The following is a 26,906-nucleotide window of genomic DNA, read 5'->3' on the forward strand; positions in this document are numbered from 1 at the left end:
CTTACCATCTCCCCTCGCAGAACGTCTTTAAAATATCCAGGCCCACCTGGCCGCTCTTCTCCGGGTGGAACTGACAGCCCATGACGTTCCCTTTGGCCACCGCTGCGGTGAGCTCTGCGCCGTACTCCGCCGTGGCGATCACAGCGTCGTCACAGTCAGCAGCGTAGAAAGAGTGGACAAAGTAAACGCATTCCCCGTCCCCTACGGTTTTCAAGAGAGGATGGCGCTCCCCCTTGGGGAAGTGCAGCTGGTTCCAGCCGATGTGGGGCACCTTGTAGTCCTGAGGGATGACCCCCTCCATGGGGACTACCTTGCCGGGGATGAGCCCCAGGCCCTCCCAGCGGCCAAACTCATGGCTCTCTTCAAAGAGCAGCTGCATACCAAGGCAGATGCCCATGAGGGGCTTACCCTTGGCAGCTTCCTCCCGGATCACCTGGTCCAGGCCGTTCTGCCGCAGTTTGTCCGCTGCGTCGGCGAAGGCTCCCACCCCGGGGAGAAAGAGTTTATCGGCCCGGCGGAGCTCCTCCGGGTCGCCGGTGACCACCGGCTTCTGCCCGATGGCCTCCAGAGAACGGCAGAGGGAAAAGAGGTTTCCCACGCCGTAGTCAATGACTGCAATCATACCAACATTCCTTTCGTAGAGGGAATTTCATTGGTTCCCGTGAGGGCCACTGCCTGGCGCAGGCTCCGCGCCGCCGCCTTGAACAGGCCCTCGATCATGTGGTGGCTGTTCTCCCCCGCCAGCTGCCGCAGGTGGAGGGTGCAGCCCGCCCGGCGGGCAAAGGCCGTCCAGAACTCTTTCACCAGCTCGGTGTCAAAGCTCCCCACCTTTTCCGTGGGCAGGGTCACGTCCCAGCAGAGCATCCCCCGGCCGGACAGGTCCACCGCTGCCAGCATCAGGGCCTCATCCATGGGCAGAATGCTGTGGCCAAAACGGTTGATGCCTCGCATATCGCCCAGTGCCTGGGCGAAGGCGTCCCCCAGGCAGATGCCCACATCCTCCGTGGTGTGGTGGTCGTCCACCCAGGTGTCTCCGGCGCAGGCCACCCGCAGGGAGAAGCCCCCGTGCCGGGCAAAGCCGGTGAGCATGTGGTCCAGAAAGCCCACCCCGGTGTGGATGTCGTAGTCCACCGGGCCGTCCAGGCCCAGGGTGAGGCTGATCTTGGTCTCGCTGGTTTCCCGGTTGATTTCCGCTGTTCTCATGGGAGTCCCTCCTCCTCTAAAATCGCCCGAACTTCTCCCAGGAAGGCTTCCATCTCCTCCCGGGTGCCGATGGTCACCCGGTTGTACTGGGCGATCCTGGGGTCAGAGAAGTGACGGATGAGGATGCCCCGTTCCTTGAGCTTCCGGTACAGGGTCTCGCCGTCCAGTCCCTCCCGGCGCACGAAGAGGAAGTTGGCCTTGGAGTCCGGCATGGTAAAGCCCAGCTCCCGCAGCTGGGCGGCGGTGTAGGTCCGGGTCTCCATGATCTTTTGGGCGTTTTCCCGGAAGTAGCCGTCGGAATCCACCGCCGCCTCCCCCAGCTTCAGGGTCAGGCGGTTGACGTTATAGGGGTTCGTGGAGTATTTCAGGGTCTCCAGATCTTGGATGATCCCCCGGCTGGCCAGGGCAAAGCCCAGACGGGCCCCGGCCATAGACCGGGACTTGGAATAGGTCATGACCACCAGCAGGTTGTCGTATTTCTCCACCAGGCTGGCCGCCGACTGGCCGCCGAAGTCCACATACGCCTCGTCGATCACCACCACGTGGTCCCGGTTGGAGGCCACGATCTCCTCCACTTCCGCCAGAGGAAGGGCAATTCCGGTGGGGGCGTTGGGGTTTGCCAGCACGGTGAGCTTGCCCCGGCCCTTCATCTCCTCCACCGGCACGGTGAAGTCCTCCCGCAGGGGAACCGTCTCAAAGGGGACCTTGTGGAGGTTGGCGAACACCGGGTAGAAGCTGTAGGTCAGGCCAGGGAACACCGCCCCGTCCTCTCCAAAGGCCATGAAGGCAAAGTTCAGAATGTCGTCCGAGCCGTTGGAGAGAAAGACGTTGCCCGCTGTCAGCCCGTACAGCGCCCCCAGCTTTTCCCGCAGCCGCAGGCCCTCCGGGTCGGAGTAGAGCCGCAGGTCCGCCACGTCCTGGCGCTGGAGAGCCTCCAGCACCTGGGGGGAGGGGGGATAAGGGGACTCGTTGGTGTTCAGCTTGATGTACTGCTTGTCCCGGGGCTGCTCCCCGGGGGTGTACGCCTCCAGAGAGGCGTACCGGCTGTTCATAAATCCGCTCATTTGCTTTCCTTTATCTTGGGGTCAAACCGGATATCCACGCTGCGGGCATGGCCGGTGAGGCCCTCTTTCTTGGCAAAGTTGGACACCGTCTGCTGGGCTTTGGCCAGCGCCGCTTCGGTGTAGTAGGTGTACTGATACTTCTTCACAAAGTCGTCCACGGAGAGAGGACTGGAGAACCGTGCCGTGCCGCTGGTGGGCAGGGTGTGGTTGGGCCCGGCGAAGTAGTCTCCCAGGGCCTCGGGGCAGTTCCGGCCCAAAAAGACCGACCCGGCGTTCTTGATCTGATCCAGGTAGTCAAAGGGATTCTCCACGCACACTTCCAGGTGCTCCGGGGCGATCTCGTTGGTGATCTCGATGCCGGTCTCCAGGCTCTTGGCCACGATGATCTTGCCGTTGTTGTCGATGGAGGCCCGGGCGATCTCCTGCCGCCGCAGCTGGGGCAGCTGCTCCTCAATGGCTGCCTGCACGGCCAGAGCCAGCTCCTCGCTGTCGGTCACCAGCACGGCGGAGGCGTTCTTGTCGTGCTCGGCCTGGCTCAGAAGGTCCGCTGCCACGATCTGGGGGTTGTTCTTGTCGTCGGCGATGACCAAGATCTCGCTGGGGCCGGCCACCATGTCGATGCCCACCTGACCAAAGACCTGCTTCTTGGCCTCGGCCACGTACTGGTTGCCCGGACCCACGATCTTATCTACCCGGGGAATGCTCTCGGTGCCGTAGGCCAGGGCGGCCACCGCCTGGGCGCCGCCTACCCGGAACACCCGGTCCACGCCGCAGATGCGGGCAGCGGCCAGAATGTTGGGGGGGATCTTCCCGTCCTTCCCCGGGGGGGTCACCATGCAGATCTCCTTCACCCCGGCCAGCTTGGCGGGGATGCAGTTCATAAGGACGCTGGAGGGGTAAGCGGCGGTGCCGCCGGGGACGTACAGCCCCACCCGCTCCAGGGGAACCACCTTCTGGCCCATGAGGATGCCGTCCTCGTCGTTGACCAGGAAGCTGTTGCGTACCTGGTGCTGGTGGAAGGCCGCCACCCGTTCCGCTGCCCGGTAGAGGATCTCTACCAGGAGGGGATCGGCGTTGCGGAACCCCTCGTCAATGGCGCCGGGGCCTACCTCCACCGAGGAGATCTCCACCCCGTCAAACTCTTTGGTATAGGCTTTCAGGGCTGCGTCGCCCTGGACTCTCACCTGCGCGATGATCTCACGAACCGGCCCTTCTACGTTCTCCACCGGGTCTTCCCGGGCGAAGATCTCGCTGCGGGCGGTCTCTGCTTCCTTTAAAATGCGAATCATACGTTCCCTTCTTCCTTAGCCGCCACCTGTTCCTTCAGGCCCTGGTACAGGGTCTCAATGGCGTCGTGCTTAAACTTGAAGCTCACTTTGTTGGCGATGAGGCGGGCGCTGATGGGAACGATGGTCTCCACCGGGGAGAGGTCGTTCTCCCGGAGGGTGGTTCCTGTTTCCACAATGTCCACGATCACGTCGGTGAGTCCTAAGATGGGGGCGATCTCAATGGAGCCATGGAGGCGGACGATGTCAATATCCCGGCTGCGGGCGCTGTAAAACTTGCGGGTGATGTGGGGGAACTCGGTGGCCACCCGGAGGGTCCGGTCCAGGTTATCCCGGAAGCCGTTCTTGGCGGCCACGCACATCCGGCACTTGCCCACGTTCAGGTCCAGCAGCTCGTAGAGGTCGGGCTCGTATTCCAGCAGGATGTCCTTCCCGGCCACACCCACGTCGGCAGCCCCTCGCTCTACGTACACCGGTACGTCAGAGGGTTTGACCCAGAAATAGCGGACACCTGCCTCGGGGTTCTCAAAGATCAGCTTCCGCTTGGGGTCCAGCAGCTCCTCGCAGGGGAAGCCCGCCTGAGCGAACATGGCGTAGACCCGCTCTCCCAGCCGCCCCTTGGGCAGCGCTATGTTGAGAAACTCTTTCATGCCTGTGTCCCTCCCTTTCCTCTCAGGTCGATGGTCTCCTGCACCCGCAGGTCCCCGCCGGATTCCATCCGGGCCAGGGCCCGCTTGCCGCTCTCCGCCAACCGGGCCAGCTCTCTCGTGAGCAGCCCCAAGTCGGTCTCCTGGTCATAGCGCACCAGCACATCCGCGTCCCACTGGGACTGGACCGGGTCCAACCGCTCCAGCTCATCCAGATAGATGGCAAAGCCGATGGCGCCGCAGCGCTTGCCCATCTTTTCCACCATTTTATCATATTGTCCTCCAGAGAGCACCCCTGCGGAGAGATTTTTCAAAAATCCCCGGAAGACGATGCCGCTGTAATAGTCCATGTCTCCTTCCACGGAGAAGTCCAGGTACACCTGCTGGGCCAGGCCGTTGGCCTTCAGCAGGGTGCACAGGCTGTTCAGCTGCTCCCAGGCCTCCCGGGTCTTTTTGCCGCCCACGCACAGGGGAGCCAGCTCTTCCAGCACGGTCTCCATGGTGCCGTAGGTGGTCACCAGCTTTTCCAGCAGCGCCCGGACCGTGCCGCTCATGCCGCTGTCCTGGCAGAAGGCCCCCAGGGCCGCCAGGTTCTTCTCCCGGACGGCCTCCAGCACCGTGGGATAGGCCTCCTCCGGCACGCCGGCAGCCTCCATGAACCCGGACACCAGACCCATGTGGGATACGTCCAGCACATAGTCGGGGCTGATGGACTGCAGGCTCTGCACCGCCAGGGCGATGACCTCATAAATGTGGTAGAGGTCCAGGCTGCCGATGCACTCCAGGCCGGTCTGCATGACCTCCTGGAAGGTCTCGTCTCCCTTGCCGGTGCGGTAGACCGTCTCGTTGTAGTAAACCTTCCGGGGCCCGGCCTCGTCCTCCCGGGTGTTCTTGATGATGGACAGGGTCACGTCGGGCTTTAAGGCCATGAGGATGCCCCGGGCGTCGGTGAAGGTGATCATCCGGTCGCTGACCAGGAAGTCCTTGTTGCGGACATACAGGTCATACTCCTCAAACTTACTCATTTTAAACCGGCGGTAGCCGTACCGCTCGTATAATCCGCGCAGGCGGTAAATGGTCTGCTCGCCGCTGCGGAGGATGGTCCAATCAAACTCCATGGTCTGGTCTCCTTTCATCGGTCACCTTTCGATTGTTTAGTATATTATCACTCTACCGCAATAAAGTAAAGACTTTTTTTCTTCTTTTCTCATTTTCCATGATAAAAGGCCCCGGCGAAAAACGCAACCCAAAGCCGTCTCCGCATTCTGTGGGCTCTGCCGGATTTTTGCCCCACGGTTTTGTGCAAAATTTTTTCTCTCTATCCATTGACAAACCCGCCTCCTATCCGCTATGCTGTATGTCAATGGAATATTGACATGCAATGAAGGGAATATGCCTCTTCCGTTTCCATCCCAGAGAGCGGCCGTCTGGTGCAAGGCCGTATGGAGCGAGTTGGCGTCTCACCCCGGAGCGTGAGCTATTTGAGTGGGCGTTGTTGGACGCCAATAAGAGTGGTACCGCGGATGCTGTTTCAGCCTTCGTCTCTTTATGATGGGGAGACGAAGGCTTTTTTGTTTCCTCCATCAGCCCTCCAACGGAAGGATTTGCGGCGGCGCAGCCGCCCCTACACTGAACGAAAGGACTGCCACGACTATGAAAAACTTCGAGAAATATCGCCCCGGTTACTATATGCCTCCGGAAACCTGCATGGAGTGGGCCAAGAAGGACCGCATCACCCAGGCCCCTGACTGGTGCAGCGTGGACCTGCGGGACGGCAACCAGGCCCTCATCACCCCCATGAACCTGGAGGAAAAGATCGCTTTTTACCAGTTCCTGCTGAAGCTGGGCTTCAAAGAGATCGAGGTGGGCTTCCCCGCCGCCTCCGAGACTGAGTATGAGTTCCTGCGCACCATCATCGAGCAGGACCTCATCCCCGACGACGTGACCATCCAGGTGCTCACCCAGTCCCGTCCCCATATCATTGAAAAGACCTTTGCCGCCATCCAGGGGGCCAAAAACGTAGTGGTCCACCTGTACAACTCCACCTCCTTCGCCCAGCGGCAGCAGGTCTTCCGCATGAGCGAGGACGAGATCGTGGACATCGCCATCCAGGGGGCCAGGCTCTTTAACGACTACGCCGACAAGATGCCCGAGACCAACTTCCGCTTTGAGTACTCCCCGGAGAGCTTCACCGGCACCGAAGTGGAGTTCGCCCTGCGGATCTGCAACGCCGTCATTGACGTCTGGCAGCCCCGCCCCGAGCGGAAGGTCATCATCAACCTTCCCTCCACGGTGGAGATGTCCATGCCCCACGTCTACGCCCAGCAGATCGAGTACATGAGCAAGCACCTCCACTGCCGGGAGAACGTGATCGTCTCCCTCCACCCCCACAACGACCGGGGCACCGCCATCGCCGCCGCCGAGCTGGGCGTGCTGGCCGGCGGCCAGCGGGTGGAAGGCACCCTCTTCGGCAACGGCGAGCGCACCGGCAACGTGGACATCGTCACCCTGGGCATGAACCTCTTCACCCACGGCGTAGACCCCAACCTGGACTTTTCTGACATGCCCGCCATTGTGGAGTTCTATGAAAAGCTCACCGGCATGTCTGTCTCCTACCGCCAGCCCTACTCCGGCCACCTGGTCTTTGCCGCCTTCTCCGGCTCCCACCAGGATGCCATCGCCAAGGGCATGAAGTTCCGCCAGGAGCGGGACGAGGCCTACTGGACCGTCCCCTACCTGCCTCTGGACCCCCACGACGTGAACCGGGAGTACGAGACCGACGTCATCCGCATCAACAGCCAGTCCGGCAAGGGCGGCATCTCCTATATCCTGGAGCACAACTTCGGCTACGACCTGCCCAAGGAAATGGCCGCCGAGGTGGGCTACTTCATCAAGGAGATCTCCGACCACGCCCACAAGGAGCTCACCCCCGCCGAGATCCTCACCGCCTTCACCCAGGAGTATCAGAACGTGGACGCTCCCATCGCCCTGGAGGAGATCTCCTGGGTCCGGGAAGAGGGCAGCACCGTGGCCGACCTCACCCTGGCCATCGCCGGCAAGATCTATTACCTCAGCGCCCGGGGCAACGGCCCCCTGGACGCTGTGAGCAACGCCCTGAAGATCGCCAACCCCGACATCAGCTACAAGTTCGTGGACTATGAGGAGCACGCCCTGGAGACCGACTCCGACTCCATGGCCTCCGCCTACGTGCTCATCGCCGACGACGAGGGAGATCTCTTCTGGGGCGTTGGCGTGGACAGCGACATCACCATGGCCTCTGTTTACGCCCTTCTCACCGCCGTCAACCGGGAAAACCGGGTGAAACACTTTGTAGAAAATTAACTGAGGAGGTTTTTTCCTATGGGAATGACTATGACGCAAAAGATCCTCGCCGCCCACGCCGGTCTGCCGGAAGTCAAGGCGGGGCAGCTCATCCGGGCCAAGCTGGATATGGTCCTGGGCAACGACATCACCTCTCCCGTGGCCATCCGGGAGTTTGAAAAGGAAGGGTTCACCGGGGTCTTTGACAAGAGCAAGATCTCCATGGTCATGGACCACTTCACCCCCAACAAGGACATCAAGGCCGCCGAGCAATGCCTGCAGTGCCGCACCTTTGCCCAGCGCTTCGACCTGGACAACTTCTATGACGTGGGCCAGATGGGTGTGGAGCACGCCCTGCTGCCGGAAAAGGGCCTGGTGGCCGCCGGAGAATGCATCATCGGCGCCGACTCCCACACCTGCACCTACGGTGCTCTGGGCGCCTTCTCCACCGGCGTAGGCTCCACGGACATGGCTGCCGCCATGGCCACCGGCGAGACCTGGTTCAAGGTCCCCGAGGCCATCCAGGTCAAGCTCACCGGCAAGCTCCAGCCCCGGGTCAGCGGTAAGGACGTGATCCTCCACCTGATCGGCATGATCGGCGTGGACGGCGCCCTATACCAGAGCCTGGAGTACTGCGGCGAGGGCGTCTCCTCCCTCTCCATGGACGACCGGCTGTGCATCGCCAACATGTCCATCGAGGCTGGCGCCAAGAACGGCATCTTCCCCGTGGACCAGATCACCCGGGACTACATGGAGGGCCGGGTAAACCGTCCCTACACCGCTTACGAGGCTGACCCCGACGCAGAGTATGTCCGCACCATCGAGATCGACCTGAGCCAGATCGAGCCCACCGTGGCCTTCCCCCACCTGCCCGAAAACGCCCGTCCCATCTCCCAGGTGGGCGACATCAAGATCGACCAGGTGGTCATCGGCTCCTGCACCAACGGCCGTCTGGAAGACATGGCCACCGCCGCCGAGATCCTCAAGGGCAAGAAGGTCGCCGGCCACGTCCGCTGCATCGTCATGCCCGCCACCCAGCAGGTCTTTAAGGACTGCATCGAGCTGGGCTATATGTCCACCTTCATCGAAGCCGGCTGCGCCGTCTCCACCCCCACCTGCGGCCCCTGCCTGGGCGGTCACATGGGCGTCATGGCCAACGGCGAAAAGTGCGTGGCCACCACCAACCGCAACTTCGTGGGCCGCATGGGCGGCATCACCTCTGAAATCTACCTGGCCAGCCCCGCCGTGGCCGCTGCCTCTGCCATCGCAGGCAAAATTTCTGACCCGAGAAAGGTGTGATCCTCATGAATGCAAAAGGATTTGTCCATAAATACGGGGACAACGTGGATACCGACGTCATCATCCCCGCCCGTTACCTGAACATCGCCGACAAGAAGGAACTGGCCACCCACTGCATGGAAGACATCGACACCAACTTTGTGAAGGTGGTGAAGAGCGGCGACGTGATGGTCGGCGGCTTCAACTTCGGCTGCGGCTCCTCCCGTGAGCACGCTCCCATGGTCATCAAGGAGTCCGGCATCTCCTGCGTTATCGCCAAGACCTTCGCCCGGATCTTCTACCGCAACGCCATCAACATCGGCCTGGCCATTCTGGAGTGTCCCGAGGCCAGCGAAAAGATCGAGGCCTGCGACGAGGTGGCCATCGACTTTGACACCGGTCTCATCACCAACGTGACCAAGAACGAGACCTACCAGGCCAACCCCTTCCCCGCCTTCATCAAGGAGATCATCCAGGCCGGCGGCCTCATGGCCTCCATCAAGAGCAGACAGGAGGGCTGACCACCATGGAATACCGCATTGCTGTCATTCCCGGGGATGGGATCGGCCCCGACATCGTGGACCAGGCCCTGCTGGTCCTGGAGACCGTAGGAAAGAAGTTCGGCCACACCTTCCACTGCACCAAGGTGCTGGCCGGCGGCTGCGCCATTGACGCCACCGGCAACTGCCTGCCCCAGGAGACCATTGACGTGTGCAAGGCCTCCGACGCTGTGCTGCTGGGTGCTGTGGGCGGCTGGAAGTGGGACAATCTCCCCGGTGACCAGCGTCCGGAGCGGGCCCTCCTGGGCATCCGCAAGGAGCTGGGCCTCTTCGCCAACCTGCGCCCTGCCATGATCTTTGAAGAGCTGGCCGACGCCTCCCCCCTGAAGCCCGAGATTCTGTCCGGCGGTCTGGACATCGTGGTGGTGCGGGAGCTCACCGGCGGCATCTACTTCGGTGACCGGGGCACCCGGGACACCGACATGGGCCCTGCCGCCTACGACGTGGAACAGTATTCCGAGGGTGAGGTCCGCCGGATCGCCAAGGTGGCCTTTGACATGGCCATGAAGCGGAACAAGCACGTCACCAGCGTGGACAAGGCAAACGTCCTGGACTCCTCCCGTCTGTGGCGGCGGGTGGTGACCGAAGTGGCCAAGGATTACCCCGAGGTCACCCTGGATCATCTCTACGTGGACAACGCCGCCATGCAACTGGTGCGCAATCCCCGCCAGTTTGACGTGATCGTCACCAGCAACATCTTCGGTGACATCCTCTCCGACGAGGCCAGCCAGATCACCGGCTCCATCGGGATGCTGCCCTCCGCCTCCCTGGCCCAGGGCAACTTCGGCATGTATGAGCCCATCCACGGCTCCGCCCCCGACCTGGCCGGTCAGGACAAGGCCAACCCCACCGCTACCATTCTGTCCGTGGCCATGATGCTTCGGTACACCTTCGGCCTGAGCGCCGAAGCCGACACCATCGAAGCCGCCGTAAAGGCTGTGCTGGCCAAGGGCTACCGCACCCCCGACCTCTACACCGGGGAGGGCACCCTGGTGGGCACCCAGGAAATGGGCCGCTGCATCGCCGGGGAGATCTGAGCCCCTCTCTTTTCCAGACGCAAACAGGGAAGGCCCCGCCTTTTGGCAGGCCTTCCCTTTACTTTTTTTGCCGTATCCAGTATAATAAATACCCAACTACAGCAGCGCCGCTGGAAGACGCTTACTCTGACCATGGAGGTATCTGCTATGGAACTCTTTCAACCCGCCGCCCTCTGGCAGGCCGATCCCAACCAACCCGACTGGACCCGGGACTACGGATACGCCGATAACTCGGACTTCCCCTTCCCGGACCTCTATCTGGACGACGCCCTGGCCCGGCTGGCCGCCCAGGACCCGGAGCTGGCCCCCTTCCTGAAAGGGTGCCTGGATCAGTTCACCAACCATGAGTACGGCCATATGTCCTCCATGGACCTGGTGGAAAATTTCCTGAGCCGGGAGATCCATAAACAATACACCTGGATGCGGGGCAACTACCCCAGTCCCCGCTGGGGAGAGATCCGGCTGGACCTCTTCTATGACATGGGACTCTTCTATCAGGGGGACGTCCCCCCCAGAGACCTGGTACTGGAACAGTCCCGGAAGGAAAAAGCGGCCAAGGAGAGCCGGTGATCCTCATGGGCCGCTTCTCTCTGAAAAAGATCCCCCTCCGGGAGCACACCATCAAGGATGCCATTGAGTTCTGGACCCTGCTGCGCACGGGAAACGGCCACGGCCTCTTCCTGGCCTGCACCCAGAACACCATCACCCAGCTCTTCCGCTATGTGATCACAGGGGTCTCCTCTTTTCTGGTGGACTACTTCCTCCTGTTTTTCCTGGAGATGCTGGGGCTCCACTACCTCTCTGCCTCTGCCCTCTCCTTCCTGGCGGGCATGACCTGCAACTTCCTGCTCACCAAGTTCTTTGCCTTCCGCAACCTTGGCCCGGATGTTCGTCCCGTCATCGAGATTGCCGTGTTCGCAGGCATTGCAGCCAGCGGTCTGCTTCTGACCACTGCGCTCATGTTCTGGCTGACCAGCCATGTACAGCTGTACTTCATGACCTCCAAGGTCATCAGCAGCATCCTGGTGTTCTTCTGGAACTTCTTCGCCCGAAAGATCATCCTCTACTCGGACCATTCCCATACCCACGCCTGGTAAACCCAAAACGGGAAGACCGCTTCCGCGGTCTCCCCGTTTTTTCGTCGTTTCTATGGGGTTTTATGCGTCCCACTCCAGCTCGCCCTTGTCCAGGATGGCCTTGCCGGTGGCAGCGTTCACCAGCCGGAAGGCAGCCTTTCCCGGGGCCAGCTGCCACAGGTGGAGCTCCACCGGGGTGTCAGGATACAGGACGGTTTTCATGGCCGCGTACATCCGCCGCAGCCGCTGGGGCTGCCCAGGGAAGAGGGTGCGGATGCTCAGCCGGCACACATAGCCGAAGGCGCACAGGTCGTGGACGAAGGGGCCCTCCAGCCCCCGGCTCCGGGCCACGTCTTTGTCCACGTGCACCAGGTTGGTGTCGCCGGTGAGGCGGTACAGCAGGTGCTGGGCCTTGCCGATGTGGTCCTTGGCCACGTAGTCCGGCTCCCCCTCGGGAATGAGACTGGGCCGCCGCTCCATGGGGGTCCCGCCGTAGCCGCCCAGGGTGGGGAAGAGGGTGGTGCACCGGTTCTCGCAGAGGAGGTTGCCCCCCTCGTCATATACGTCCACCTGGGAGCGTACCGCCATGCCCCGGCCTTCCCCCCGGTCAAAGAGACCGGTGAGCACATCCCGGTAGACGAAGCTCCCCTTCACCGGGTCAATGGGCCGGTGATACACAAACTCATAGTCCAGATTCACATAGGATTTTTCCGGCTGCAAGGCCTCCTCCACCAGCACCGGCACCGACATGGGCCGGGGGATGCGGGGGCTTACGTTCACAGTCCCCCAGTAAGGGGTGGCCCCAAAGGTGGGGACACACTGCATGGCCTTCTCATAGGTGTACTGGGGCTCCTCTCCGTCCGCCCCCACTGCCAGGGCGTACAGGGCGCAGTCCCGCCAGGTGTAGGGCATGGTCCGCCAGGAGGTGGCCAGTCCCTTCAGTTGTTCCTCTCTTGTCATGGTGCTCTCCTTTATCGATCCTGTAAAAATTCTTTCAGCGCCGCCAGGCGTTTCCGGGCCACCGTCCGGCCGTGGTCATAGGCCTTCTGGATCTTCTCCCGGTCGTGCTCCACCCGGCTGATGTCCAGGGCTGCCTCCGGCCGGATCACAAACACCCGGCCCCGCCGCTCCTGTTCCCGGACGTAGGCGGTGATCTCATTGTACATCTCATGCCGCCGGGCCATGGCCTCCACCACCTGGGGGTACTGCTTCAACACCCGCCGCATGAGCGGGAGGCCCTTGTTCCTTTTCTTCACATAGCCTATGGGCTGGGTGAGGACCACCACGTTTTTCTCATACCCCTGGGATTCCAGGTACCGCAGGGGGATGGAGTCGCTGATGCCGCCGTCCAGCAGACGGTAGCCCCCCACCTCCACCACCCGGGAGGCCATGGGCATGGAGGCCGAGCCCCGGAACCAGTCCATATCCTCCTGATCGCCCTGGGTACAGTTGTGGTACACCGGCCGGCCGGTGGCCACGTCGGTGCCCACCACATAGAAGTCCATGGGGTTGCTGCGATAGGCTTCCCGGTCAAAGGGATCCAGGTGGTCTGGGATCTCCCGGTAGCAGAAGTCCGCTCCGAAAAGGTCTCCTGTCTTGGCCCAGGAGCGCATACTGCAATACCGAGGGTCCTTGCAGAAGCGCAGGTTGTACCGCAGCACCCGCCCCGGCTGGTTCGACTTGTAGTTGCAGCCAAACACGGCCCCGGCAGACACCCCTACCGCTCCGTCAAAGGTGAGCCCTTCCTCCATCATCACATCGGTAACGCCAGCGGTAAACAACCCCCGCATGGCGCCCCCTTCCAAAACCAATCCGTGCTTCACAGGTTCTGCTCCTTTCCTCCGGCGGCGGACCGCCTTTCGTCCGCCAGACCCGGCGGGTATCCTTGGGCTTATCCTACCACCCCCGGCCTCTTTTGTAAAGAAAGCCGCCGGGAGAACGTTCCCCCCTCTTGCCTCTGTGGGGGATTTGTGGCATTATTATTTTGTATGACATTTCACGGGTCCCAAAGGAGGTCTGCCCATGCTGTATAAGGTGCGTTCCCTGGGGTTACAGGGACTTTACGGGTATGAGGTCACCGCCGAGTGCGACCTCGCCAGCGGGCTGCCCGCCTTTGACATTGTGGGCCTGCCGGACACCGCCGTGAAGGAGGCCCGGGAACGGGTCCGAGCTGCGGTAAAAAACAGCGGCTACACCTTCCCTCTGGGTCGGATCACTGTGAACCTGGCCCCAGCAAATCTGCGGAAGTCCGGCACCGTGTACGACCTGCCCATTCTGGTGGGGGTACTGGTGGCCTCCGGCCAGCTGGAAGCCACCGAGGAGGACTGTGCCTTTGTGGGAGAGCTCTCCCTGTCCGGCACCCTCCGCCCGGTGCTGGGGATGCTCCCCATGGCCCTGGCCGCCCAGAAGGCCGGGATCAAAACCCTCTTTGTCCCGGCAGACAGCGCCCCCGAGGCCACCCTGGCCCAGGGCCTGACGGTCTACCCGGTGGAGACCGTGGACCAGCTGGCTGCCCATCTCTCCGGTAAGGCGCCCCTCTCCCCTGCGCCCTCCTGGTCAGGGCAGGAGGAGGACCTCTCTCTGCCCGACTTTTCTGAGGTCCGGGGGCAGGAACAGGTAAAGCGCGCCCTGGAGATCGCCGCCGCCGGCGGCCACAACGCCGCCATGATCGGCCCGCCCGGCTCGGGCAAGAGTATGCTGGCCCGGCGGCTGCCCTCCATTCTGCCTCCCCTCTCCCGGGAGGAGGCCCTGGCGTCCACCCAGATCCACTCGGTCATGGGGCTCACCACCAAGGACCGGCCCTTACTCACCCACCGGCCCTTCCGGTCCCCTCACCACACCATCTCTTCCGTAGGGATGGCCGGAGGCGGCAATCCCTATCCCAAGCCGGGAGAGATCTCCCTGGCCCACAACGGTGTCCTCTTTCTGGATGAGCTGCCGGAGTTCCACAAGGATGTGCTGGAAGTCCTCCGCCAGCCCCTGGAAGAGGGACAGATCTCCCTGGTGCGCTCTGCGGCAGCGGAGACCTATCCCAGCCGCTTCATGCTGGTGTGCGCCATGAACCCCTGCAAGTGCGGGTGGTACGGCCACCCCTCCGGCCGGTGCCGCTGTTCTCCGGGCGAGGTGAAACGCTACCTGGGCAAACTCTCCGGCCCCCTGCTGGACCGGATCGACCTCTTCGCCGAGGTCCCCCCGCTGGAGTTCGAGAATCTTTCCGACCGCTCCCCCGGGGAATCCTCCGCCGCCATCCGGGCCAGAGTGGTAAAAGCCCGGGACATCCAGCGGCAGCGCTTCGGTCCCCAGGGACCCTCCTGCAACGCCCACATGGGCCAGGAGGAGCTGCGCCGCTTCTGCGCCCTGGACCAGGAAGGCCAGACCCTCATGAAGGGGGCCTACACCCATATGGGCCTCACCGCCCGGAGCTATGACCGCATCCTGCGGGTCGCCCGGACCATTGCCGACCTGGACGGCAGCGAAGCCATCGCCCCGCACCACCTGGCGGAAGCCATCCAGTATCGGGAGTCTGCCTATTTCCAACCCTAAGCCGCCTGCCATCAGGCGTTCATTTCCAACGAAAGGAATCGTATTACCATGTCCAACCAGAAAAAACCCGCTGCTCCCCCGGTAGGGGATGAGATCATCCTCATGAAAATGGGCGAAATGGTCCTCAAGGGCCTGAACCGCCACGGCTTCGAGGAGCGCCTCATGGGCAACGCCCGCCGCAGCCTGCAAAAGTACGGCAAGTTCCGCATCCGCTCCCGCCAGTCCATCACCTACGTGGAGCCCCTGGAGGAGAGCTGCGACCTGGACGGGGCCTTCGACACCCTCCAGAAGCTCTTCGGCATCGTGGGCGTCTCCCGGGCCAAGGCCTGTGAAAAGACCCCCGAAGCCATTTTGGAGACCGCCAAGACCTACCTCCGGGACGACCTCATGGCCGCCCAGAGCTTCAAGGTGGAGTCCAAGCGATCGGACAAGGCCTTCCCCCTGTCCTCCATCCAGCTGTCCCAGTTTGTGGGCGGCGAGCTGGACGAGGCCTTCCCCCACTTAAAGCCGGATATGCACAACCCGGAAGTCACCGTCCACGTGGAAGTCCGGGACTATGCTGCTTACGTCCACGCCAACCCCGCCCCCGGCGCCGGCGGTCTGCCGGTGGGCATGGGCGGCAGAGCGGTTTCCCTGCTCTCCGGCGGTATCGACAGCCCTGTGGCCTCCTGGATGATGGCCAAGCGGGGCGTGGCCCTGGAGATGGTCCACTTCTTCAGCTATCCCTATACCTCCCCTGAGGCCAAGGAGAAGGTACTGGAGCTGGCGCGGCTCCTCACCCCCTGGTGCGGCCGCCTCACCGTCCACGTGGTCCCCTTTACCGAGATCCAGGAAGAACTCCGCCGCAGCTGCCCCGAGGCCCTCTTCACCCTGCTCATGCGCCGGTTCATGATGCGCATTTCCCAGCAGGTGGCCCACCGGATCGGCGCCCACGGCCTGGTCACCGGTGAGTCCCTGGGCCAGGTGGCCAGCCAGACCATGGATGCCATGGCAGTCACCGGCCAGGTGGTTTCCCTGCCTGTGTTCCGCCCGGTGGTGGGCATGGACAAGGACGAGATCATCCGCATCGCCCGGAAGATCGGCACCTTCGAGACCTCCATCCTCCCCTACGAGGATTGCTGCACCGTCTTCACCCCCCGCCATCCCAAGACCCCCCCCTCCCAGGAGGAAATTCAGGCGGCCGAGACCAAGCTGGACATCGACACCCTGGTGGAAAAGGCCGTCGCCGGCATTGAGAGGGTGGTGCTGGAGCCGTGAGCCACACCGCTGAACTCATCGCCGTGGGCACCGAGCTCCTCCTGGGCAACATCGCCAACACCGACGCCCAGATGATCTCCGAGGGGCTCTCCCAGCTGGGCATCAACGTCTATTACCACACCGTCGTCGGAGACAACCCCCAGCGGGTGCGTCAGGCGGTGGATATCGCCCGGCAGAGGGCGGACATCATTATCACCACCGGCGGTCTGGGCCCCACCTGCGACGACCTGACCAAGGTGGCCATCGCCCAGGCCTTCGGCAAGGAGCTCTTCTTCCATGAGCCCTCCGCCCAGCGCATCCGGGACCGGTTCGCCGCCATGGGCCACACCCTCACCGAGAACAACTACCAGCAGGCCATGCTCCCTGAGGGGTGCACCGTCCTGGACAACGACTGGGGCACCGCCCCCGGCGTGGCCTTTGAGGCCCAGGGGACCCACGTCATCATGCTCCCCGGTCCCCCCAAGGAATGCGAAATGATGTTCCGTCACCGGGCGGTCCCCTACCTGCAATCTCTGTCCGACGGGGTCATTGTCTCCCGGACGGTCAAGACCTTCGGCATCGGCGAGTCCGCCGCCGAGGCCCTGCTGCGGGACTACATGAACACCCTGCAAAACCCCACCCTGGCCCCCTACGCCAAGCCTACGGGCACCGAGTTTCGTATCACCGCCCACGCCCAGACCGAGGAGGAGGCCCTGGCCCTCATCGCCCCGGTGGAGCGGCAGGTGGTACAGATCCTGGGGGACAAGGTCATCGGGGTGGATGTCTCCTCTCTGAAAGAAGTGTGCCTGAACCTGCTGAAGGAAAAGGGCCTCACCTTGGGTACCGCCGAGTCCTGCACCGGCGGTCTCATCGCCAAGCTTCTCACCGACCTGCCCGGCTCCTCCCAGGTGTTCCGGGGGGGCATCGTCAGCTACACCGACGGGGTGAAAACCTCTGTCCTTGGGGTCCCCCAGGAACTCATTGACCAGTACGGTGCCGTCTCCCGCCAGGTGGCGGAGGCCATGGCCCGGGGCGCCAAGAAGGCCCTGGGCTGTGACATTGCCCTGTCCTCCACCGGCATTGCCGGTCCGGACTCCGACGACCGGAACACTCCCGTGGGACTGGTCTATCTGGGCCTGGCCTTTGGGGACAAGTGCATCGTAGCCGAGTACCGGGGCGGCAAGGTGGGCCGGGAGCGCATCCGCCGCCAGAGCGCCCAGACCGCTCTGGATCTGGTCCGCCGCCACTTGACCGGCCTGCTCTAACCCCTTCTCATGCATCAAAAAAATGGTGACCGGAAGATTCCGGTCACCATTTTTTGGTTTACTTCAGTTTGGTGCGAATGGCCTTCAAGATCTGGATGACCACCATGTTGGCCAGGGCCAGGCCGGGGATGGCCAACGTCAGAGACAGGGGCAGGGCCACGGCCTGCATGACCCGCTCCAGGGGCGGGATGAGAAGGGCCGCTGCCAGCAGCAGGGCACCCACCAGGAAGGCACCCAGCAGGGGTTTGTTGTTCCAGAACTTCCTGGTGAAGAGCACCGGCTCTGCGGCCTTGCAGTTAAAGCCGTGGAACAGACGGGACAGACACAGGGTGGCAAAGGCCATGGTGGCCCCGGCGCTCTGGCCGCCGTAGTTCAGGCCCAGGTAGAAGGCCGTGATGGTAGCCGCTGCGATCACCAGGCCCTCCAGGCCTACGCTCAGCAGGAAGGGCTTGGTCAGAATGCCCTCGCTGCGGGGCCGGGGCTTCTCCTGCATCACCCGGTCGTTGTGGGGCTCCAGGCCAAGGGCGATGGCGGGCAGGGAGTCGGTGAGCAGGTTAATGAAGAGCAGGTGTACTGCGGCAAAGGGGACCGGCAGGTTCAGCAGGGAGGCATAGAGCACGGTGATGATCCCCGCCATGTTGCCGGAGAGAAGGAACTGGATGGACCGCCGGATGTTGGCGTACACGTTCCGGCCGTTCTTCACCGCCTGCACGATGGTGGCGAAGTTGTCGTCGGTGAGGACCATACCGGCGGCGTCCTTGGCCACTTCGGTTCCGGTGATGCCCATGGCCACACCGATGTCGGCCTGTTTCAGGGCGGGGGCGTCGTTGACGCCGTCGCCGGTCATGGCCACCAGGCAGCCCCGGTCCTGCCAGGCCCGGACGATACGGATCTTATGCTCAGGGGACACCCGGGCATACACCGACACGTCCGGGACAAACTCCCGCAGCTGTTCGTCGGTCATGGTCTCCACCACAGCGCCCTCCACTGCCTTGGTGCCGGGGGTCAGGATGCCGATCTCCCGGGCGATGGCAGAGGCGGTCACCACGTGGTCGCCGGTGATCATGATGGGACGGATGCCGGCGGCAATACAGTCGGCCACTGCCGCCTTGGACTCCTCTCTGGGCGGGTCCATCATGGCGATGAGGCCCAGGAAGAGCATGTTGTTTTCGTCCTCCAGGGTGACCTCCGGGGAGGTCAGGCGGCGGCAGGCAAAGGCCAGCACCCGCAGGCCCTGGTTGGAAAAGTCCTGGTTGACCTTCTCGATCTCTTCCCGCTCGCCGGGACCCAGCACGGCCCGGTCCAGCAGCACATCCACAGCGCCCTTGGTCATGAGCATCAGGCCGCCGGAGAACTGGTGGACGGTGGACATGAGCTTCCGGTCGGAGTCAAAGGGGAGTTCTCCCAGACGGGGCCAGCGGGCCCGCACGTCCTCTTCGTCGGTGCCGAAGGTCTCGCCCAGACGCACCAGGGCGGTCTCGGTGGGGTCACCGATCTCTCCCTTTTCGTTCACGGTGGCGTCGCTGCACAGCAGGGCGGCCCGCAGCAGGGGCTCCTGTACCGGATCATGGAAGTTGGCCTCTCCGGCGGGGATCACTCGTCCGCCCACATAGAGCTGGCGGACGGTCATCTTGTTCTGGGTGAGGGTACCGGTCTTATCGGAGCAGATGACCGACACGCTGCCCAGGCCTTCCACGGCCTGGAGCTTTCGGATCACGGCGTGCTCCTTGGCCATCTTCCGGGTACCAAAGGAGAGCACGATGGTCACGATGGAGCTGAGGGCCTCGGGGATGGCGGCCACAGCCAGGGCCACCGCAAAGAGGAAGGCGCTCATCACGTTCTCCCCCCGCACCAGCACGCTCACGCCAAAGAGGATGGCGCAGAGCACCAGGATGCCGATGGAGAGTTTCTTGCCGAACTGGTCCAGGCTCACCTGGAGGGGGGTCTTTTTCTCGGAGGTGGACTTGAGCAGGGTGGCGATCTTGCCCATCTCGGTCTCCATCCCCGTGCCGGTCACCAGGAAGCGGCCCCGGCCATAGGTCACGAAGCTGCCGGAAAAGACCATGTTCTTCCGGTCGCCCAGGGGGGCGTCTCCGGGGATGGTCTCCACGATTTTTTCCACCGGGAGGCTCTCTCCGGTGAGGGCGCTCTCAGCGGTTTTCAGGCTGGCGCACTCCAGCAGGCGGCCGTCGGCGCAGACGGCATCCCCGGCTTCCAGCACCACCACGTCCCCCGGCACTACCTCCCGGCCGGGGATCTGAAGAATGTTACCGTCCCGCAGCACTTTGGCTGTGGGGGCTGACATTTGTTTTAGGCTGTCCAAGGAGGCCGCGGCCTTCAAGGTCTGCACGGTACCCAGCACGGCGTTCATGGTGATGACCGCCAGGATGACCACGGTGCTCTCCACGTCTCCCAGCACAGCGGACACCACCGCCGCCAGGATCAGGATGATCACCAGGAAATCCGCAAACTGTTCCAGGAAGATCCGCAGGGGACTTTTCTTCCCGCCTTCCCGCAGTTCGTTGGGACCGTACTGCTCCAGCCGCCGGGCCGCCTCCTGAGCGGTGAGGCCCTGGGGGGTGCTCCCCAGGCTCTGCTGGAGTTCTTCGGCGCTCTGCTGCCAGATCTCTTTCGTCTTGTCCATTCACCTCGTCCTTTCTTTCCTAACGGTACAGGAGGCAAAACGCAAAAAAGCGAGCCTTTTTGCGCCAATGCTCCCATGCATTGCTGCAAAAGTCTCGCCATTTCAATCCGAAGCGGGGCAGGGCCCGTGTATTGACGCCGCGGATCCACATATCTGTGGCAGCTACTCCCTTTTTCTATGGGGCATCATATCCTATTTTTCCCCCCTTGTCAAGAGGCGATTCCCTCCCCGGGTCTTCCGCCCCGGAGGACAAAATACTTGCTATTCTTTTTTAAATGAAGTAAGATATTTTTATCTTATCCTGTGACTCTGGAGGTATTTCCCATGGCTTCCTCATCCCCCAAGTCCACCCGCTTCTGGCTCATCCTCCTGGCCCTGGTGGCTGTGGCGTGCGTCGTGGGCCTTTTCCTGGTCCGCGCCCAGCGGCAGGCTGGCGGCACCGTACAGATCATCCGGGACGGACAGGTGGAAGAGACCTTCCCCCTCTCGGAAAACCGCACCCTTCGCTACGAAACCGACCACGGCTACAACGTGGTGGTCATTGAAAACGGGACCGTCCGCGTCTCCGAGGCCAGCTGCGCCGATCAGATCTGCGTCCGCCACGGCCCCACCAACCAGACCGCAGACCCCATCGTCTGCCTGCCCAACAAACTGGTCGTCAAGGTCCTGCCCCCCCACGGGGAGTCTCAGCTGGATGGAGTGTCATCATGAACGTTAAAAAACTCACCACCATGGCCATGCTCACGGCCATCTCTATGATCGTCTTTCTCATCGAAGCCCAGATCCCCCTGCCCTTCGTGGTGCCCGGGGTCAAGCTGGGCATCGCCAACGTCATCACCCTCTTCGCCATCTGGACCCTGGGCTGGAAAGAGGCCGGCGCCATCCTCATCGTCCGCATCGTCCTGGGTAACCTCATTGTCGGAAACGTCATGGGGATGCTTTACAGTTTGGCGGGCGGCGTCCTCTGCTGGGTCATCATGGCCCTGCTCAAGCCCATGATGCGCCGCAACCAGATCTGGATCATGAGCATCTTCGGCGCCCTGGGCCACAACGCCGGCCAGCTGGCCGTGGCAGTCTGGGTCTCCGGCACCGCCGCCCTGGCCTGGTACGCCCCTGTGCTCATCCTGGCCGCCCTCATCACCGGCTTCTTCACCGGCCAGTGTACCCAGGCGGTGCTCAACCACATTGATAAGCTGAAAAGCTCCTCCGCCAAGGGCTGAGAAAAGGAGTCTTCCCTATGGCATTGCCTCACACCGGAGAGAAAACACGAGACCTCTCCCTGGTGGCCCTCATGGCCGCTCTCATCGCCCTGTGCGCCTGGCTCACCCTTCCCATCGGCCCGGTGCCCTTCACCATGCAGACCTTCGCCATCTTTGCCGCCCTGGGCCTGCTGGGCGGCAAGCGGGGCTCTCTGGCGGTGGGGGTCTACCTGCTGCTGGGTCTGGTGGGCCTGCCGGTTTTTTCCGGCTTCGGGGCCGGACCCGGCACCCTTTTAGGGGCCACCGGCGGCTACCTGCTGGGCTTTCTCCTCCTGGCCCTCACCTACTGGCTCCTCACCGCCCGGCTGGGCACGTCTCTGCCCCTTATGGTCCTGTCCATGATCGCGGGGCTGGTGGTGTGCTATGCCTTTGGCACCGCCTGGTATGTGCTGGGGTACACCGGCGGCGGGACCGCCACCCTCCTCAGCACCCTCTCCCTGTGCGTGTTCCCCTACCTTCTCCCCGACGCTCTGAAGCTGGTCCTGGCCCTGCTTCTGGTGCGCCGGCTTCGTCCCCACCTCTGAGTTTTCCCCCAAAGGAGGTCTCCCATGTCTGTGAAACATCGCGTCTTGGAAGCCCTGGAGGCCAACCGAGGCGCTTTCTTTTCCGGCGAGCAGCTGGCCCGTCAGCTGGAGGTCAGCCGCAGCGCCGTCTGGAAAGCCATCTCCCAGCTGCGGGAGAGTGGCTACCCCATCGACGCCGTCCCCAACCGGGGCTACTGTCTCCAGCCGGACAGCCCCATGCTCTCCCCGCAGAGCATTGCCCAGTTCCTGACCGTCCCCGGCCTGTCCTTACAGGTGCAGCCGGTGGTGACCTCCACCAACACCATCCTGCGGCAGCAGGCGGAGGAAGGTGCTCCAGAGGGGACGGTGCTGGCCGCCTGCCAGCAGACCGCCGGACGGGGCCGCCGGGACCACACCTTCTTCTCCCCTCCGGACACAGGGCTCTACCTGAGCTTTCTCCTGCGGCCTGCCCTCTCCGCCCAGGACGCCCTCCTGCTCACCACCTGCGCCGCCGCATCGGTGGCTCTGGCCATTGAGGCGTGCGCCGGTCGCCCCGCCCAGATCAAGTGGGTCAACGACGTGTTCTGCGGCGGGAAAAAAGTCTGCGGCATCCTCACGGAAGGGGCCATCGACCTGGAGACCGGCGGCTTGCAGTACGCCATTGTAGGCATCGGCGTGAATCTCTTCCCCCCGGAAGAGGGCTTTCCTTCGGATCTGCCCGAAGCCGGGTCGGTGTTCACCTGCCGCCCCCAGGGCCTGGAGGCCCGGAGCCAGCTGGCAGGAAGTATCCTGAACCACTTCTTCTCCTTCTACCCCCGCATCCATGACAAACCCTTCTTTGAGGCCTACCGCAGCCGTTCCTTCGTGCTGGATCAGGAGATCACCGTCCTGGAGGGGGGCAGCAGCCACCCGGCCGTGGCACTGGACCTGGAAGAGGACTTCTCCCTGCGGGTGCGGGAACCGGACGGAACCATCCGTTCCCTCTCCTCCGGAGAGGTTCGGATCCGCCCCAAGGGCAAGGGGTAAATTCCTATATTTTTTACATTTCCTTCCTTGACTCTCCCCTACCCCACAGTATAATAAGAGGAAGAATTGCAATCCCCAGGAGGTACGTCCATGGCAGAACCCAAAAAGAACTTTTGGCAAAAGCATCCGGGCCTTGACCTGTACAGCCTCTTCTGGTTCCTTCTCTTTCTGGTTCTGGCTGGGGTAGGCCGGTTTTATCCGCCCCTGTTTATCCCCGCCGCGGTGGTGCTGCTCTATCTCCTGTTTCGGGTTTTCTCTAAAAAAGGGGAGAACCGGCAGATGGAGAACGCCCGGTTCCTCTCTCTCATCCAGTCCATCGTCCGGTGGGCCAAGGGGAAACGGGCCATGCAGACCGACAAGCAGTACTACTATTTTAAGTGCCCCAACTGCGGCCAGCCCATGCGGGTGCCCTGGGGCCTGGGAAAGATCGAGATCACCTGCCGCTCCTGCGGCTCCCGCTTTGAAACCAAATCCTGACACGAAAAAACGGCAGAGAACGAAAACCTTCGTTCTCTGCCGTTCTATTTTTGCTTATTTTCCTACGCAGAACCGCTCAAAGATCCGGCTGGTGATGTCCTCCCGTACCGCCCGGCCGGTGAGTTCGCCCAGGGCTTCCAGGGCTTCCTCCACGTCGGACAGGAGCAGATCCGGGGGCATACCCTGACGCAGCCCTTCTCCGGCCCGCTCCAGGCTCTCTCTGGCCCGGGACACCGCTTCCACCTGTCGGGCGTTGGTGAGCAGGGTCTCTCCCTCGCTCCCGGTTCCCGGCGGGAAGAGGGCAGCCACCATGGGTCCCAGCTGCTCCAGACCCTCGCCGTTCTGGGCGCTCACGGTGCACAGGTGGGGGAACTGCCCCCGCAGGGCTTCCACGTCCAGCACCGGAGGCAGGTCGGATTTGTTCACCAGGCAGATGCAGGCAGGAGCCTCCTGGGCCAGGGCAATGGCCTCCCGGTCCTCCTGGGTGAGGGCCGCCCCGCCGTCCAGCACCAGCAGGACCAGCCGGGCTTCTGCGGCAGCAGCCCGACTCCGGGCCACCCCCAGTCGTTCGGCCTCGTCCCCGGTCTCCCGGAGCCCTGCCGTGTCGGTGAGATTCAGCAGCACCCCGCCTACGCTGGCCCGGGCTTCAATGGTATCCCGGGTGGTGCCGGGGATCTGGGTGACGATGGCCCGGTCATACCCCACCAGAGCGTTGAGCAGGGAGGATTTTCCCACGTTGGGCCGGCCCAGAATGGCGCAGGGCACCCCGAAGGTGAGCTGCCGCCCCCGGTCATAGGTGGCCAGCAGACGGCTCGTCTCCTCCAGCCCAGTCTCCAGGGCGGCGGCAATGGTCTCCGCCCGGAAGGGGTCAATATCCTCGTCAGGATAGTCCAATACTGCGTGGAAATGGGCGGTGACGTCCACCAGCCCGTGGTACACCCGCCCGATGGTCCGGGACAGGGCGCCTCCCAGCCGGGAGGCTGCCTGCCGGGCAGCGGCAGGGGTCTCTGCGTCAATGAGGTCAATGACTGCCTCCGCCTGGGTCAGGTCCAGCTTGCCGTTTAAAAAGGCCCGCTTGGTAAACTCCCCCGGCAGCGCCTGCCGCGCGCCGGCGGCAAAGAGGGCCTCCAGGGCCAGGGAGAGCACCATCGGAGAACCATGACACTGGATCTCTGCGGTCTCTTCCCCCGTGTAACTGTGGGGCGCCCGGCTCACAAAGGCAAGGCCGGTGTCAATGGTCCGGCCCTCTCGGTCCTGCACGGTCCCGTAAAGCATCTGCCGGTCAGGCACCTGGGTCAGCGGGGTTTTCCCCACAGGGCGGAAGACCCTGGCGGCGGTTTCCGCCGCCCCCGGGCCGGACAGACGAAGGATGCCCACACCGCCGGTTCCCGGCGGCGTAGCCACGGCGGCAATGAGTTGGGACATAGGAGGGCCTCCTTTCAGCGGGGCTGGATTTTTTGGCAAATCCACCGTAAACTTTTCTCTTGACAGCAGGTTTAGACATCCAAAAATGCATACACAGGGTTGTGCACGTCTTGTGGATAAGTCGGTGGATAATGTGCAAAACCTTTGGTATCTCTCAGGGAACTGGGGATAAGCCTCTTCCAGTTTTTCCCTTTTTTATGTATATTCTGCGGAAAAATGGTTGGTCAGAACGCACAAAGGAGAAATTTCCTTGTAAAATTGACGAATTGTCATGTACACTGCCAACACCGTTTTCCTGTGGATTATCTCCGCTCTTCCTGGATGCGCTTGGAGATGGCCTGGGCGGCCCGGACGCCGGAAGCGCCAGCCTGGGCCAGACCTCGGGTGATGCCTGCGCCGTCGCCGGCGGCGAAGAAGTTGGGCAGGGTGGTCTCCAGGTCGGAGGTCAGCTGCAGGCGGGCAGAGTAGAACTTCACTTCTGCGCCGTAGAGCAGGGTATCGTAGTTGGCGGTGCCAGGGGCCAGCTTATCCAGGGCGTAGATCATCTCGATGATGTCGTCCAGCTGACGCTTGGGCAGAGCCAGAGACAGGTCTCCGGGGATGGCGGCAGTCAGGGTGGGCTTGGTGGTGGACTTGCTCATCCGGTGGTCGTTGGAACGCACCCCGCGGATGAGGTCGCCGAACCGCTGCACCAGCACGCCGCCGGCCAGCATGTTGGACAGGGAGGCGATGTGCTTGCCGTACCGATAAGGCTCGTCGAAGGGCTGGGTGAAGTGGTTGGACACCAGCAGAGCAAAGTTGGTGTTCTCGCTGCGCAGAGAGGGGTCAGAGTAGCTGTGGCCGTTCACGGTGTTGATGCCCTCTACGTTCTCCGCCACCACGTGGCCATAGGGGTTCATGCAGAAGGTACGCACCTGGTCGCCGTACTGCTTGGTGCGGTAGATGAGCTTGGACTCATAGACCACGTCGGTGATGTGCTCAAAGACCAGGGCGGGCAGCTCCACGCGCACGCCGATGTCGATCTGGTTGTTGGTCATGGGCAGGCCCAGCTTCTGACATTGGTGGGCAAACCACTCGGCCCCGGAGCGGCCGGGGGCTGCGATGAGATACTTGGAGAGGTACTCGTCGCCATTGGCGGTCTCCAGGAGATAGCCGCCCTCGGCCTGACGGATCTCCGTGACGGCGGTGTTGAACTGGAAGTCGATGTTCTTCCGCAGGTCCTCATAAATATTCGTGAGGATACGCAGGTTGTTCTCGGTGCCCAGGTGCTTCACGCGGGCCTGGAGCAGGTGCAGGTCAGATTCCAGCGCCCGCTTGCGCAGGGCCTGGGCCTCAGGGGTGTTGGTGGAGAAGACCTCTCTGGTGGCACCGTGGGCGGTGTTGATCTCATCCACATAGTCGATCAGGTCCATGACCTCTTTTTCCGGGATGAAGTCGGTCAGCCAGCCGCCGAAGGCCGTGGTGAAGTTATACTTGCCGTCGGAGAAAGCGCCCGCACCGCCGAAGCCGCACATGGTGTGGCAGACCTTGCAGTCGATGCAGCTCTTGACCTTTCCGGCCACGATGGGGCAGCTGCGGTGGTAGATGTCCTGGCCCTGATCGACGATCAGCACCTTCATGCCGGGGTTCCTGTGGATCAGCTCGTACCCGGCAAAGACGCCAGCCTCGCCGCAACCCAGGATCACGGTATCATAGGTTTTCAGCATGGTGATTCGTTCCTTTGTTCGTTTCAAAAATAAGGGGAAGGGCAAGCCTTCCCATCCGTTGCCTTATTGTACCATATCCCGCTACCCGTGTCCAGTATGCAGGGAATTACAGCGAGAATCCAATGGAGGCAGTACCAGGCTTTCTTTCCCCGCAAATCTTGTCGAACGCTGTTGTTTTTGTTATACTATCCCTGCTGCCGACCCTTCGGCGAGAAGGGGGGTGAGCTGACATGGGTGCAATGATCGCATCGTTCTTTTTGTCTATCTTGGCAGGCGTAATCTCTTACTACATCTGCAAATGGCTGGACGACAAAAAGAAAAAGAAATAGCGCGGCAGTCAGCCTGGGGCG

Annotated in this window: 26 protein-coding genes; 14 read left to right on the forward strand and 12 right to left on the reverse strand. The window is 62.7% G+C overall.

What is annotated here, in order from left to right; genetic code table 11:
* Position 1 precedes the first annotated feature (1 nt).
* The 7 genes from hisH to SOR61_RS09025 are packed head-to-tail and all read right to left on the reverse strand — an operon-like array spanning position 2 to position 5,526.
* On the reverse strand, positions 2–622 hold the full coding sequence (gene hisH, locus SOR61_RS08995; protein ID WP_320612322.1) for an imidazole glycerol phosphate synthase subunit HisH: 621 nt from the start codon (positions 620–622) through the stop codon (positions 2–4).
* Positions 619–1,203 carry an imidazoleglycerol-phosphate dehydratase HisB gene (gene hisB / locus SOR61_RS09000; protein ID WP_320612323.1) on the reverse strand — a complete coding sequence of 195 codons (585 nt, stop codon included), beginning with the start codon at positions 1,201–1,203 and terminating at the stop codon, positions 619–621. The genes hisH and hisB overlap by 4 nt, the downstream gene beginning before the upstream one ends.
* Positions 1,200–2,267 carry a histidinol-phosphate transaminase gene (hisC, locus tag SOR61_RS09005; protein ID WP_320612324.1) on the reverse strand — a complete coding sequence of 356 codons (1,068 nt, stop codon included), beginning with the start codon at positions 2,265–2,267 and terminating at the stop codon, positions 1,200–1,202. Before hisC ends, hisB begins: the two co-directional genes overlap by 4 nt.
* On the reverse strand, positions 2,264–3,556 hold the full coding sequence (gene hisD / locus SOR61_RS09010) for a histidinol dehydrogenase (RefSeq protein WP_320612325.1): 1,293 nt from the start codon (positions 3,554–3,556) through the stop codon (positions 2,264–2,266). The genes hisC and hisD overlap by 4 nt, the downstream gene beginning before the upstream one ends.
* Complete coding sequence (hisG, locus tag SOR61_RS09015) at positions 3,553–4,203, reverse strand: ATP phosphoribosyltransferase (protein ID WP_320612326.1); 651 nt, start codon at positions 4,201–4,203, stop codon at positions 3,553–3,555. The genes hisD and hisG overlap by 4 nt, the downstream gene beginning before the upstream one ends.
* Positions 4,200–5,318, reverse strand: a complete 1,119-nt coding sequence (locus SOR61_RS09020; RefSeq protein WP_320612327.1) for an ATP phosphoribosyltransferase regulatory subunit — start codon at positions 5,316–5,318, stop codon at positions 4,200–4,202. Before SOR61_RS09020 ends, hisG begins: the two co-directional genes overlap by 4 nt.
* Positions 5,319–5,370: 52 nt before the next feature.
* Positions 5,371–5,526, reverse strand: a complete 156-nt coding sequence (locus SOR61_RS09025) for a hypothetical protein (protein ID WP_320612328.1) — start codon at positions 5,524–5,526, stop codon at positions 5,371–5,373.
* 327 nt (positions 5,527–5,853) lie between these two features.
* Here SOR61_RS09025 and SOR61_RS09030 point away from each other — a divergent pair, with 327 nt between their 5' ends.
* From SOR61_RS09030 to SOR61_RS09055, 6 genes are all read left to right on the forward strand, one after another.
* Positions 5,854–7,542 (forward strand): 2-isopropylmalate synthase, encoded by a 1,689-nt coding sequence (locus tag SOR61_RS09030; protein WP_320612329.1) that lies wholly within the window; start codon positions 5,854–5,856, stop codon positions 7,540–7,542.
* An 18-nt stretch (positions 7,543–7,560) separates the two neighbouring features.
* Positions 7,561–8,820, forward strand: coding sequence for a 3-isopropylmalate dehydratase large subunit (gene leuC / locus SOR61_RS09035; RefSeq protein ID WP_320612330.1), 1,260 nt, complete (start codon positions 7,561–7,563; stop codon positions 8,818–8,820).
* A gap of 5 nt (positions 8,821–8,825) precedes the next feature.
* Positions 8,826–9,320: a 3-isopropylmalate dehydratase small subunit gene (gene leuD, locus SOR61_RS09040; protein WP_320612331.1), complete on the forward strand. Its 495-nt coding sequence runs from the start codon at positions 8,826–8,828 to the stop codon at positions 9,318–9,320.
* A gap of 5 nt (positions 9,321–9,325) precedes the next feature.
* Positions 9,326–10,396, forward strand: coding sequence for a 3-isopropylmalate dehydrogenase (leuB, locus tag SOR61_RS09045; protein ID WP_320612332.1), 1,071 nt, complete (start codon positions 9,326–9,328; stop codon positions 10,394–10,396).
* Positions 10,397–10,543: 147 nt separating this feature from the next.
* The gene (locus SOR61_RS09050; protein ID WP_320612333.1) at positions 10,544–10,966 is read left to right on the forward strand and encodes a hypothetical protein; all 423 of its coding nucleotides are present in this window, start codon (positions 10,544–10,546) and stop codon (positions 10,964–10,966) included.
* A gap of 5 nt (positions 10,967–10,971) precedes the next feature.
* Positions 10,972–11,493: a GtrA family protein gene (locus SOR61_RS09055; RefSeq protein ID WP_320612348.1), complete on the forward strand. Its 522-nt coding sequence runs from the start codon at positions 10,972–10,974 to the stop codon at positions 11,491–11,493.
* A gap of 60 nt (positions 11,494–11,553) precedes the next feature.
* Here the strand turns inward: SOR61_RS09055 and SOR61_RS09060 are convergent, their stop codons facing one another.
* Entirely contained in the window at positions 11,554–12,432 is an 879-nt protein-coding gene (locus SOR61_RS09060; RefSeq protein ID WP_320612334.1) for a MaoC/PaaZ C-terminal domain-containing protein, read from the reverse strand.
* Between the two features lie 11 nt (positions 12,433–12,443).
* Complete coding sequence (locus SOR61_RS09065) at positions 12,444–13,295, reverse strand: patatin family protein (protein ID WP_320612335.1); 852 nt, start codon at positions 13,293–13,295, stop codon at positions 12,444–12,446.
* Between the two features lie 199 nt (positions 13,296–13,494).
* Between SOR61_RS09065 and SOR61_RS09070 the strand changes: the two genes are divergently transcribed.
* The 3 genes from SOR61_RS09070 to SOR61_RS09080 are packed head-to-tail and all read left to right on the forward strand — an operon-like array spanning position 13,495 to position 17,516.
* Positions 13,495–15,015: a YifB family Mg chelatase-like AAA ATPase gene (locus SOR61_RS09070; RefSeq protein WP_320612336.1), complete on the forward strand. Its 1,521-nt coding sequence runs from the start codon at positions 13,495–13,497 to the stop codon at positions 15,013–15,015.
* Positions 15,016–15,063: 48 nt separating this feature from the next.
* The gene (thiI, locus tag SOR61_RS09075) at positions 15,064–16,272 is read left to right on the forward strand and encodes a tRNA uracil 4-sulfurtransferase ThiI (RefSeq protein WP_320612337.1); all 1,209 of its coding nucleotides are present in this window, start codon (positions 15,064–15,066) and stop codon (positions 16,270–16,272) included.
* Entirely contained in the window at positions 16,269–17,516 is a 1,248-nt protein-coding gene (locus SOR61_RS09080; RefSeq protein ID WP_320612338.1) for a competence/damage-inducible protein A, read from the forward strand. The genes thiI and SOR61_RS09080 overlap by 4 nt, the downstream gene beginning before the upstream one ends.
* 58 nt (positions 17,517–17,574) lie before the next feature.
* On the opposite strand, the gene SOR61_RS09085 is transcribed toward SOR61_RS09080, so the two are convergent.
* On the reverse strand, positions 17,575–20,160 hold the full coding sequence (locus tag SOR61_RS09085) for a cation-translocating P-type ATPase (protein WP_320612339.1): 2,586 nt from the start codon (positions 20,158–20,160) through the stop codon (positions 17,575–17,577).
* Positions 20,161–20,484: 324 nt separating this feature from the next.
* Here SOR61_RS09085 and SOR61_RS09090 point away from each other — a divergent pair, with 324 nt between their 5' ends.
* The 5 genes from SOR61_RS09090 to SOR61_RS09110 all read left to right on the forward strand — a co-directional run bounded on the left by SOR61_RS09090 (position 20,485) and on the right by SOR61_RS09110 (position 23,425).
* Positions 20,485–20,871, forward strand: a complete 387-nt coding sequence (locus SOR61_RS09090) for a NusG domain II-containing protein (RefSeq protein WP_320612340.1) — start codon at positions 20,485–20,487, stop codon at positions 20,869–20,871.
* A complete protein-coding gene (locus SOR61_RS09095; protein ID WP_320612341.1) occupies positions 20,868–21,380 on the forward strand; it encodes a Gx transporter family protein in 513 nt (170 codons plus the stop codon). The genes SOR61_RS09090 and SOR61_RS09095 overlap by 4 nt, the downstream gene beginning before the upstream one ends.
* A 17-nt stretch (positions 21,381–21,397) precedes the next feature.
* Positions 21,398–21,943, forward strand: coding sequence for a biotin transporter BioY (locus tag SOR61_RS09100; RefSeq protein ID WP_320612342.1), 546 nt, complete (start codon positions 21,398–21,400; stop codon positions 21,941–21,943).
* Positions 21,944–21,967: 24 nt separating this feature from the next.
* Positions 21,968–22,948: a biotin--[acetyl-CoA-carboxylase] ligase gene (locus SOR61_RS09105; RefSeq protein ID WP_320612343.1), complete on the forward strand. Its 981-nt coding sequence runs from the start codon at positions 21,968–21,970 to the stop codon at positions 22,946–22,948.
* A gap of 90 nt (positions 22,949–23,038) precedes the next feature.
* Entirely contained in the window at positions 23,039–23,425 is a 387-nt protein-coding gene (locus SOR61_RS09110; RefSeq protein WP_320612344.1) for a hypothetical protein, read from the forward strand.
* A 54-nt stretch (positions 23,426–23,479) separates the two neighbouring features.
* Here the strand turns inward: SOR61_RS09110 and mnmE are convergent, their stop codons facing one another.
* Together mnmE and SOR61_RS09120 are read right to left on the reverse strand one after the other, a co-directional pair.
* The gene (gene mnmE, locus SOR61_RS09115; protein WP_320612345.1) at positions 23,480–24,850 is read right to left on the reverse strand and encodes a tRNA uridine-5-carboxymethylaminomethyl(34) synthesis GTPase MnmE; all 1,371 of its coding nucleotides are present in this window, start codon (positions 24,848–24,850) and stop codon (positions 23,480–23,482) included.
* A 302-nt stretch (positions 24,851–25,152) separates the two neighbouring features.
* Positions 25,153–26,556 (reverse strand): NAD(P)/FAD-dependent oxidoreductase, encoded by a 1,404-nt coding sequence (locus SOR61_RS09120; protein ID WP_320612346.1) that lies wholly within the window; start codon positions 26,554–26,556, stop codon positions 25,153–25,155.
* Positions 26,557–26,906: the final 350 nt, after the last annotated feature.

The sequence above is a fragment of the Evtepia sp. genome (genome assembly GCF_034090835.1).
Classification (GTDB): Bacteria; Bacillota; Clostridia; order Oscillospirales; family Oscillospiraceae; genus Evtepia.

Excerpts from the sequence above, each read along its gene's own strand:
- SOR61_RS09025 (WP_320612328.1), bottom strand. The coding sequence starts at position 5,526 with ATGGATAGAGAGAAAAAATTTTGCACAAAACCGTGGGGCAAAAATCCG.
- mnmE (WP_320612345.1), bottom strand. The coding sequence starts at position 24,850 with ATGTCCCAACTCATTGCCGCCGTGGCTACGCCGCCGGGAACCGGCGGT.
- SOR61_RS09100 (WP_320612342.1), top strand. The coding sequence starts at position 21,398 with ATGGCATTGCCTCACACCGGAGAGAAAACACGAGACCTCTCCCTGGTG.
- SOR61_RS09105 (WP_320612343.1), top strand. The coding sequence starts at position 21,968 with ATGTCTGTGAAACATCGCGTCTTGGAAGCCCTGGAGGCCAACCGAGGC.
- leuC (WP_320612330.1), top strand. The coding sequence starts at position 7,561 with ATGGGAATGACTATGACGCAAAAGATCCTCGCCGCCCACGCCGGTCTG.
- hisC (WP_320612324.1), bottom strand. The coding sequence starts at position 2,267 with ATGAGCGGATTTATGAACAGCCGGTACGCCTCTCTGGAGGCGTACACC.
- hisD (WP_320612325.1), bottom strand. The coding sequence starts at position 3,556 with ATGATTCGCATTTTAAAGGAAGCAGAGACCGCCCGCAGCGAGATCTTC.
- SOR61_RS09095 (WP_320612341.1), top strand. The coding sequence starts at position 20,868 with ATGAACGTTAAAAAACTCACCACCATGGCCATGCTCACGGCCATCTCT.
- SOR61_RS09060 (WP_320612334.1), bottom strand. The coding sequence starts at position 12,432 with ATGACAAGAGAGGAACAACTGAAGGGACTGGCCACCTCCTGGCGGACC.
- SOR61_RS09070 (WP_320612336.1), top strand. The coding sequence starts at position 13,495 with ATGCTGTATAAGGTGCGTTCCCTGGGGTTACAGGGACTTTACGGGTAT.
- SOR61_RS09120 (WP_320612346.1), bottom strand. The coding sequence starts at position 26,556 with ATGCTGAAAACCTATGATACCGTGATCCTGGGTTGCGGCGAGGCTGGC.
- SOR61_RS09030 (WP_320612329.1), top strand. The coding sequence starts at position 5,854 with ATGAAAAACTTCGAGAAATATCGCCCCGGTTACTATATGCCTCCGGAA.
- hisB (WP_320612323.1), bottom strand. The coding sequence starts at position 1,203 with ATGAGAACAGCGGAAATCAACCGGGAAACCAGCGAGACCAAGATCAGC.
- SOR61_RS09050 (WP_320612333.1), top strand. The coding sequence starts at position 10,544 with ATGGAACTCTTTCAACCCGCCGCCCTCTGGCAGGCCGATCCCAACCAA.
- SOR61_RS09110 (WP_320612344.1), top strand. The coding sequence starts at position 23,039 with ATGGCAGAACCCAAAAAGAACTTTTGGCAAAAGCATCCGGGCCTTGAC.
- SOR61_RS09085 (WP_320612339.1), bottom strand. The coding sequence starts at position 20,160 with ATGGACAAGACGAAAGAGATCTGGCAGCAGAGCGCCGAAGAACTCCAG.
- hisH (WP_320612322.1), bottom strand. The coding sequence starts at position 622 with ATGATTGCAGTCATTGACTACGGCGTGGGAAACCTCTTTTCCCTCTGC.
- hisG (WP_320612326.1), bottom strand. The coding sequence starts at position 4,203 with ATGAAAGAGTTTCTCAACATAGCGCTGCCCAAGGGGCGGCTGGGAGAG.
- SOR61_RS09055 (WP_320612348.1), top strand. The coding sequence starts at position 10,972 with ATGGGCCGCTTCTCTCTGAAAAAGATCCCCCTCCGGGAGCACACCATC.
- SOR61_RS09090 (WP_320612340.1), top strand. The coding sequence starts at position 20,485 with ATGGCTTCCTCATCCCCCAAGTCCACCCGCTTCTGGCTCATCCTCCTG.
- SOR61_RS09020 (WP_320612327.1), bottom strand. The coding sequence starts at position 5,318 with ATGGAGTTTGATTGGACCATCCTCCGCAGCGGCGAGCAGACCATTTAC.
- leuB (WP_320612332.1), top strand. The coding sequence starts at position 9,326 with ATGGAATACCGCATTGCTGTCATTCCCGGGGATGGGATCGGCCCCGAC.
- leuD (WP_320612331.1), top strand. The coding sequence starts at position 8,826 with ATGAATGCAAAAGGATTTGTCCATAAATACGGGGACAACGTGGATACC.
- thiI (WP_320612337.1), top strand. The coding sequence starts at position 15,064 with ATGTCCAACCAGAAAAAACCCGCTGCTCCCCCGGTAGGGGATGAGATC.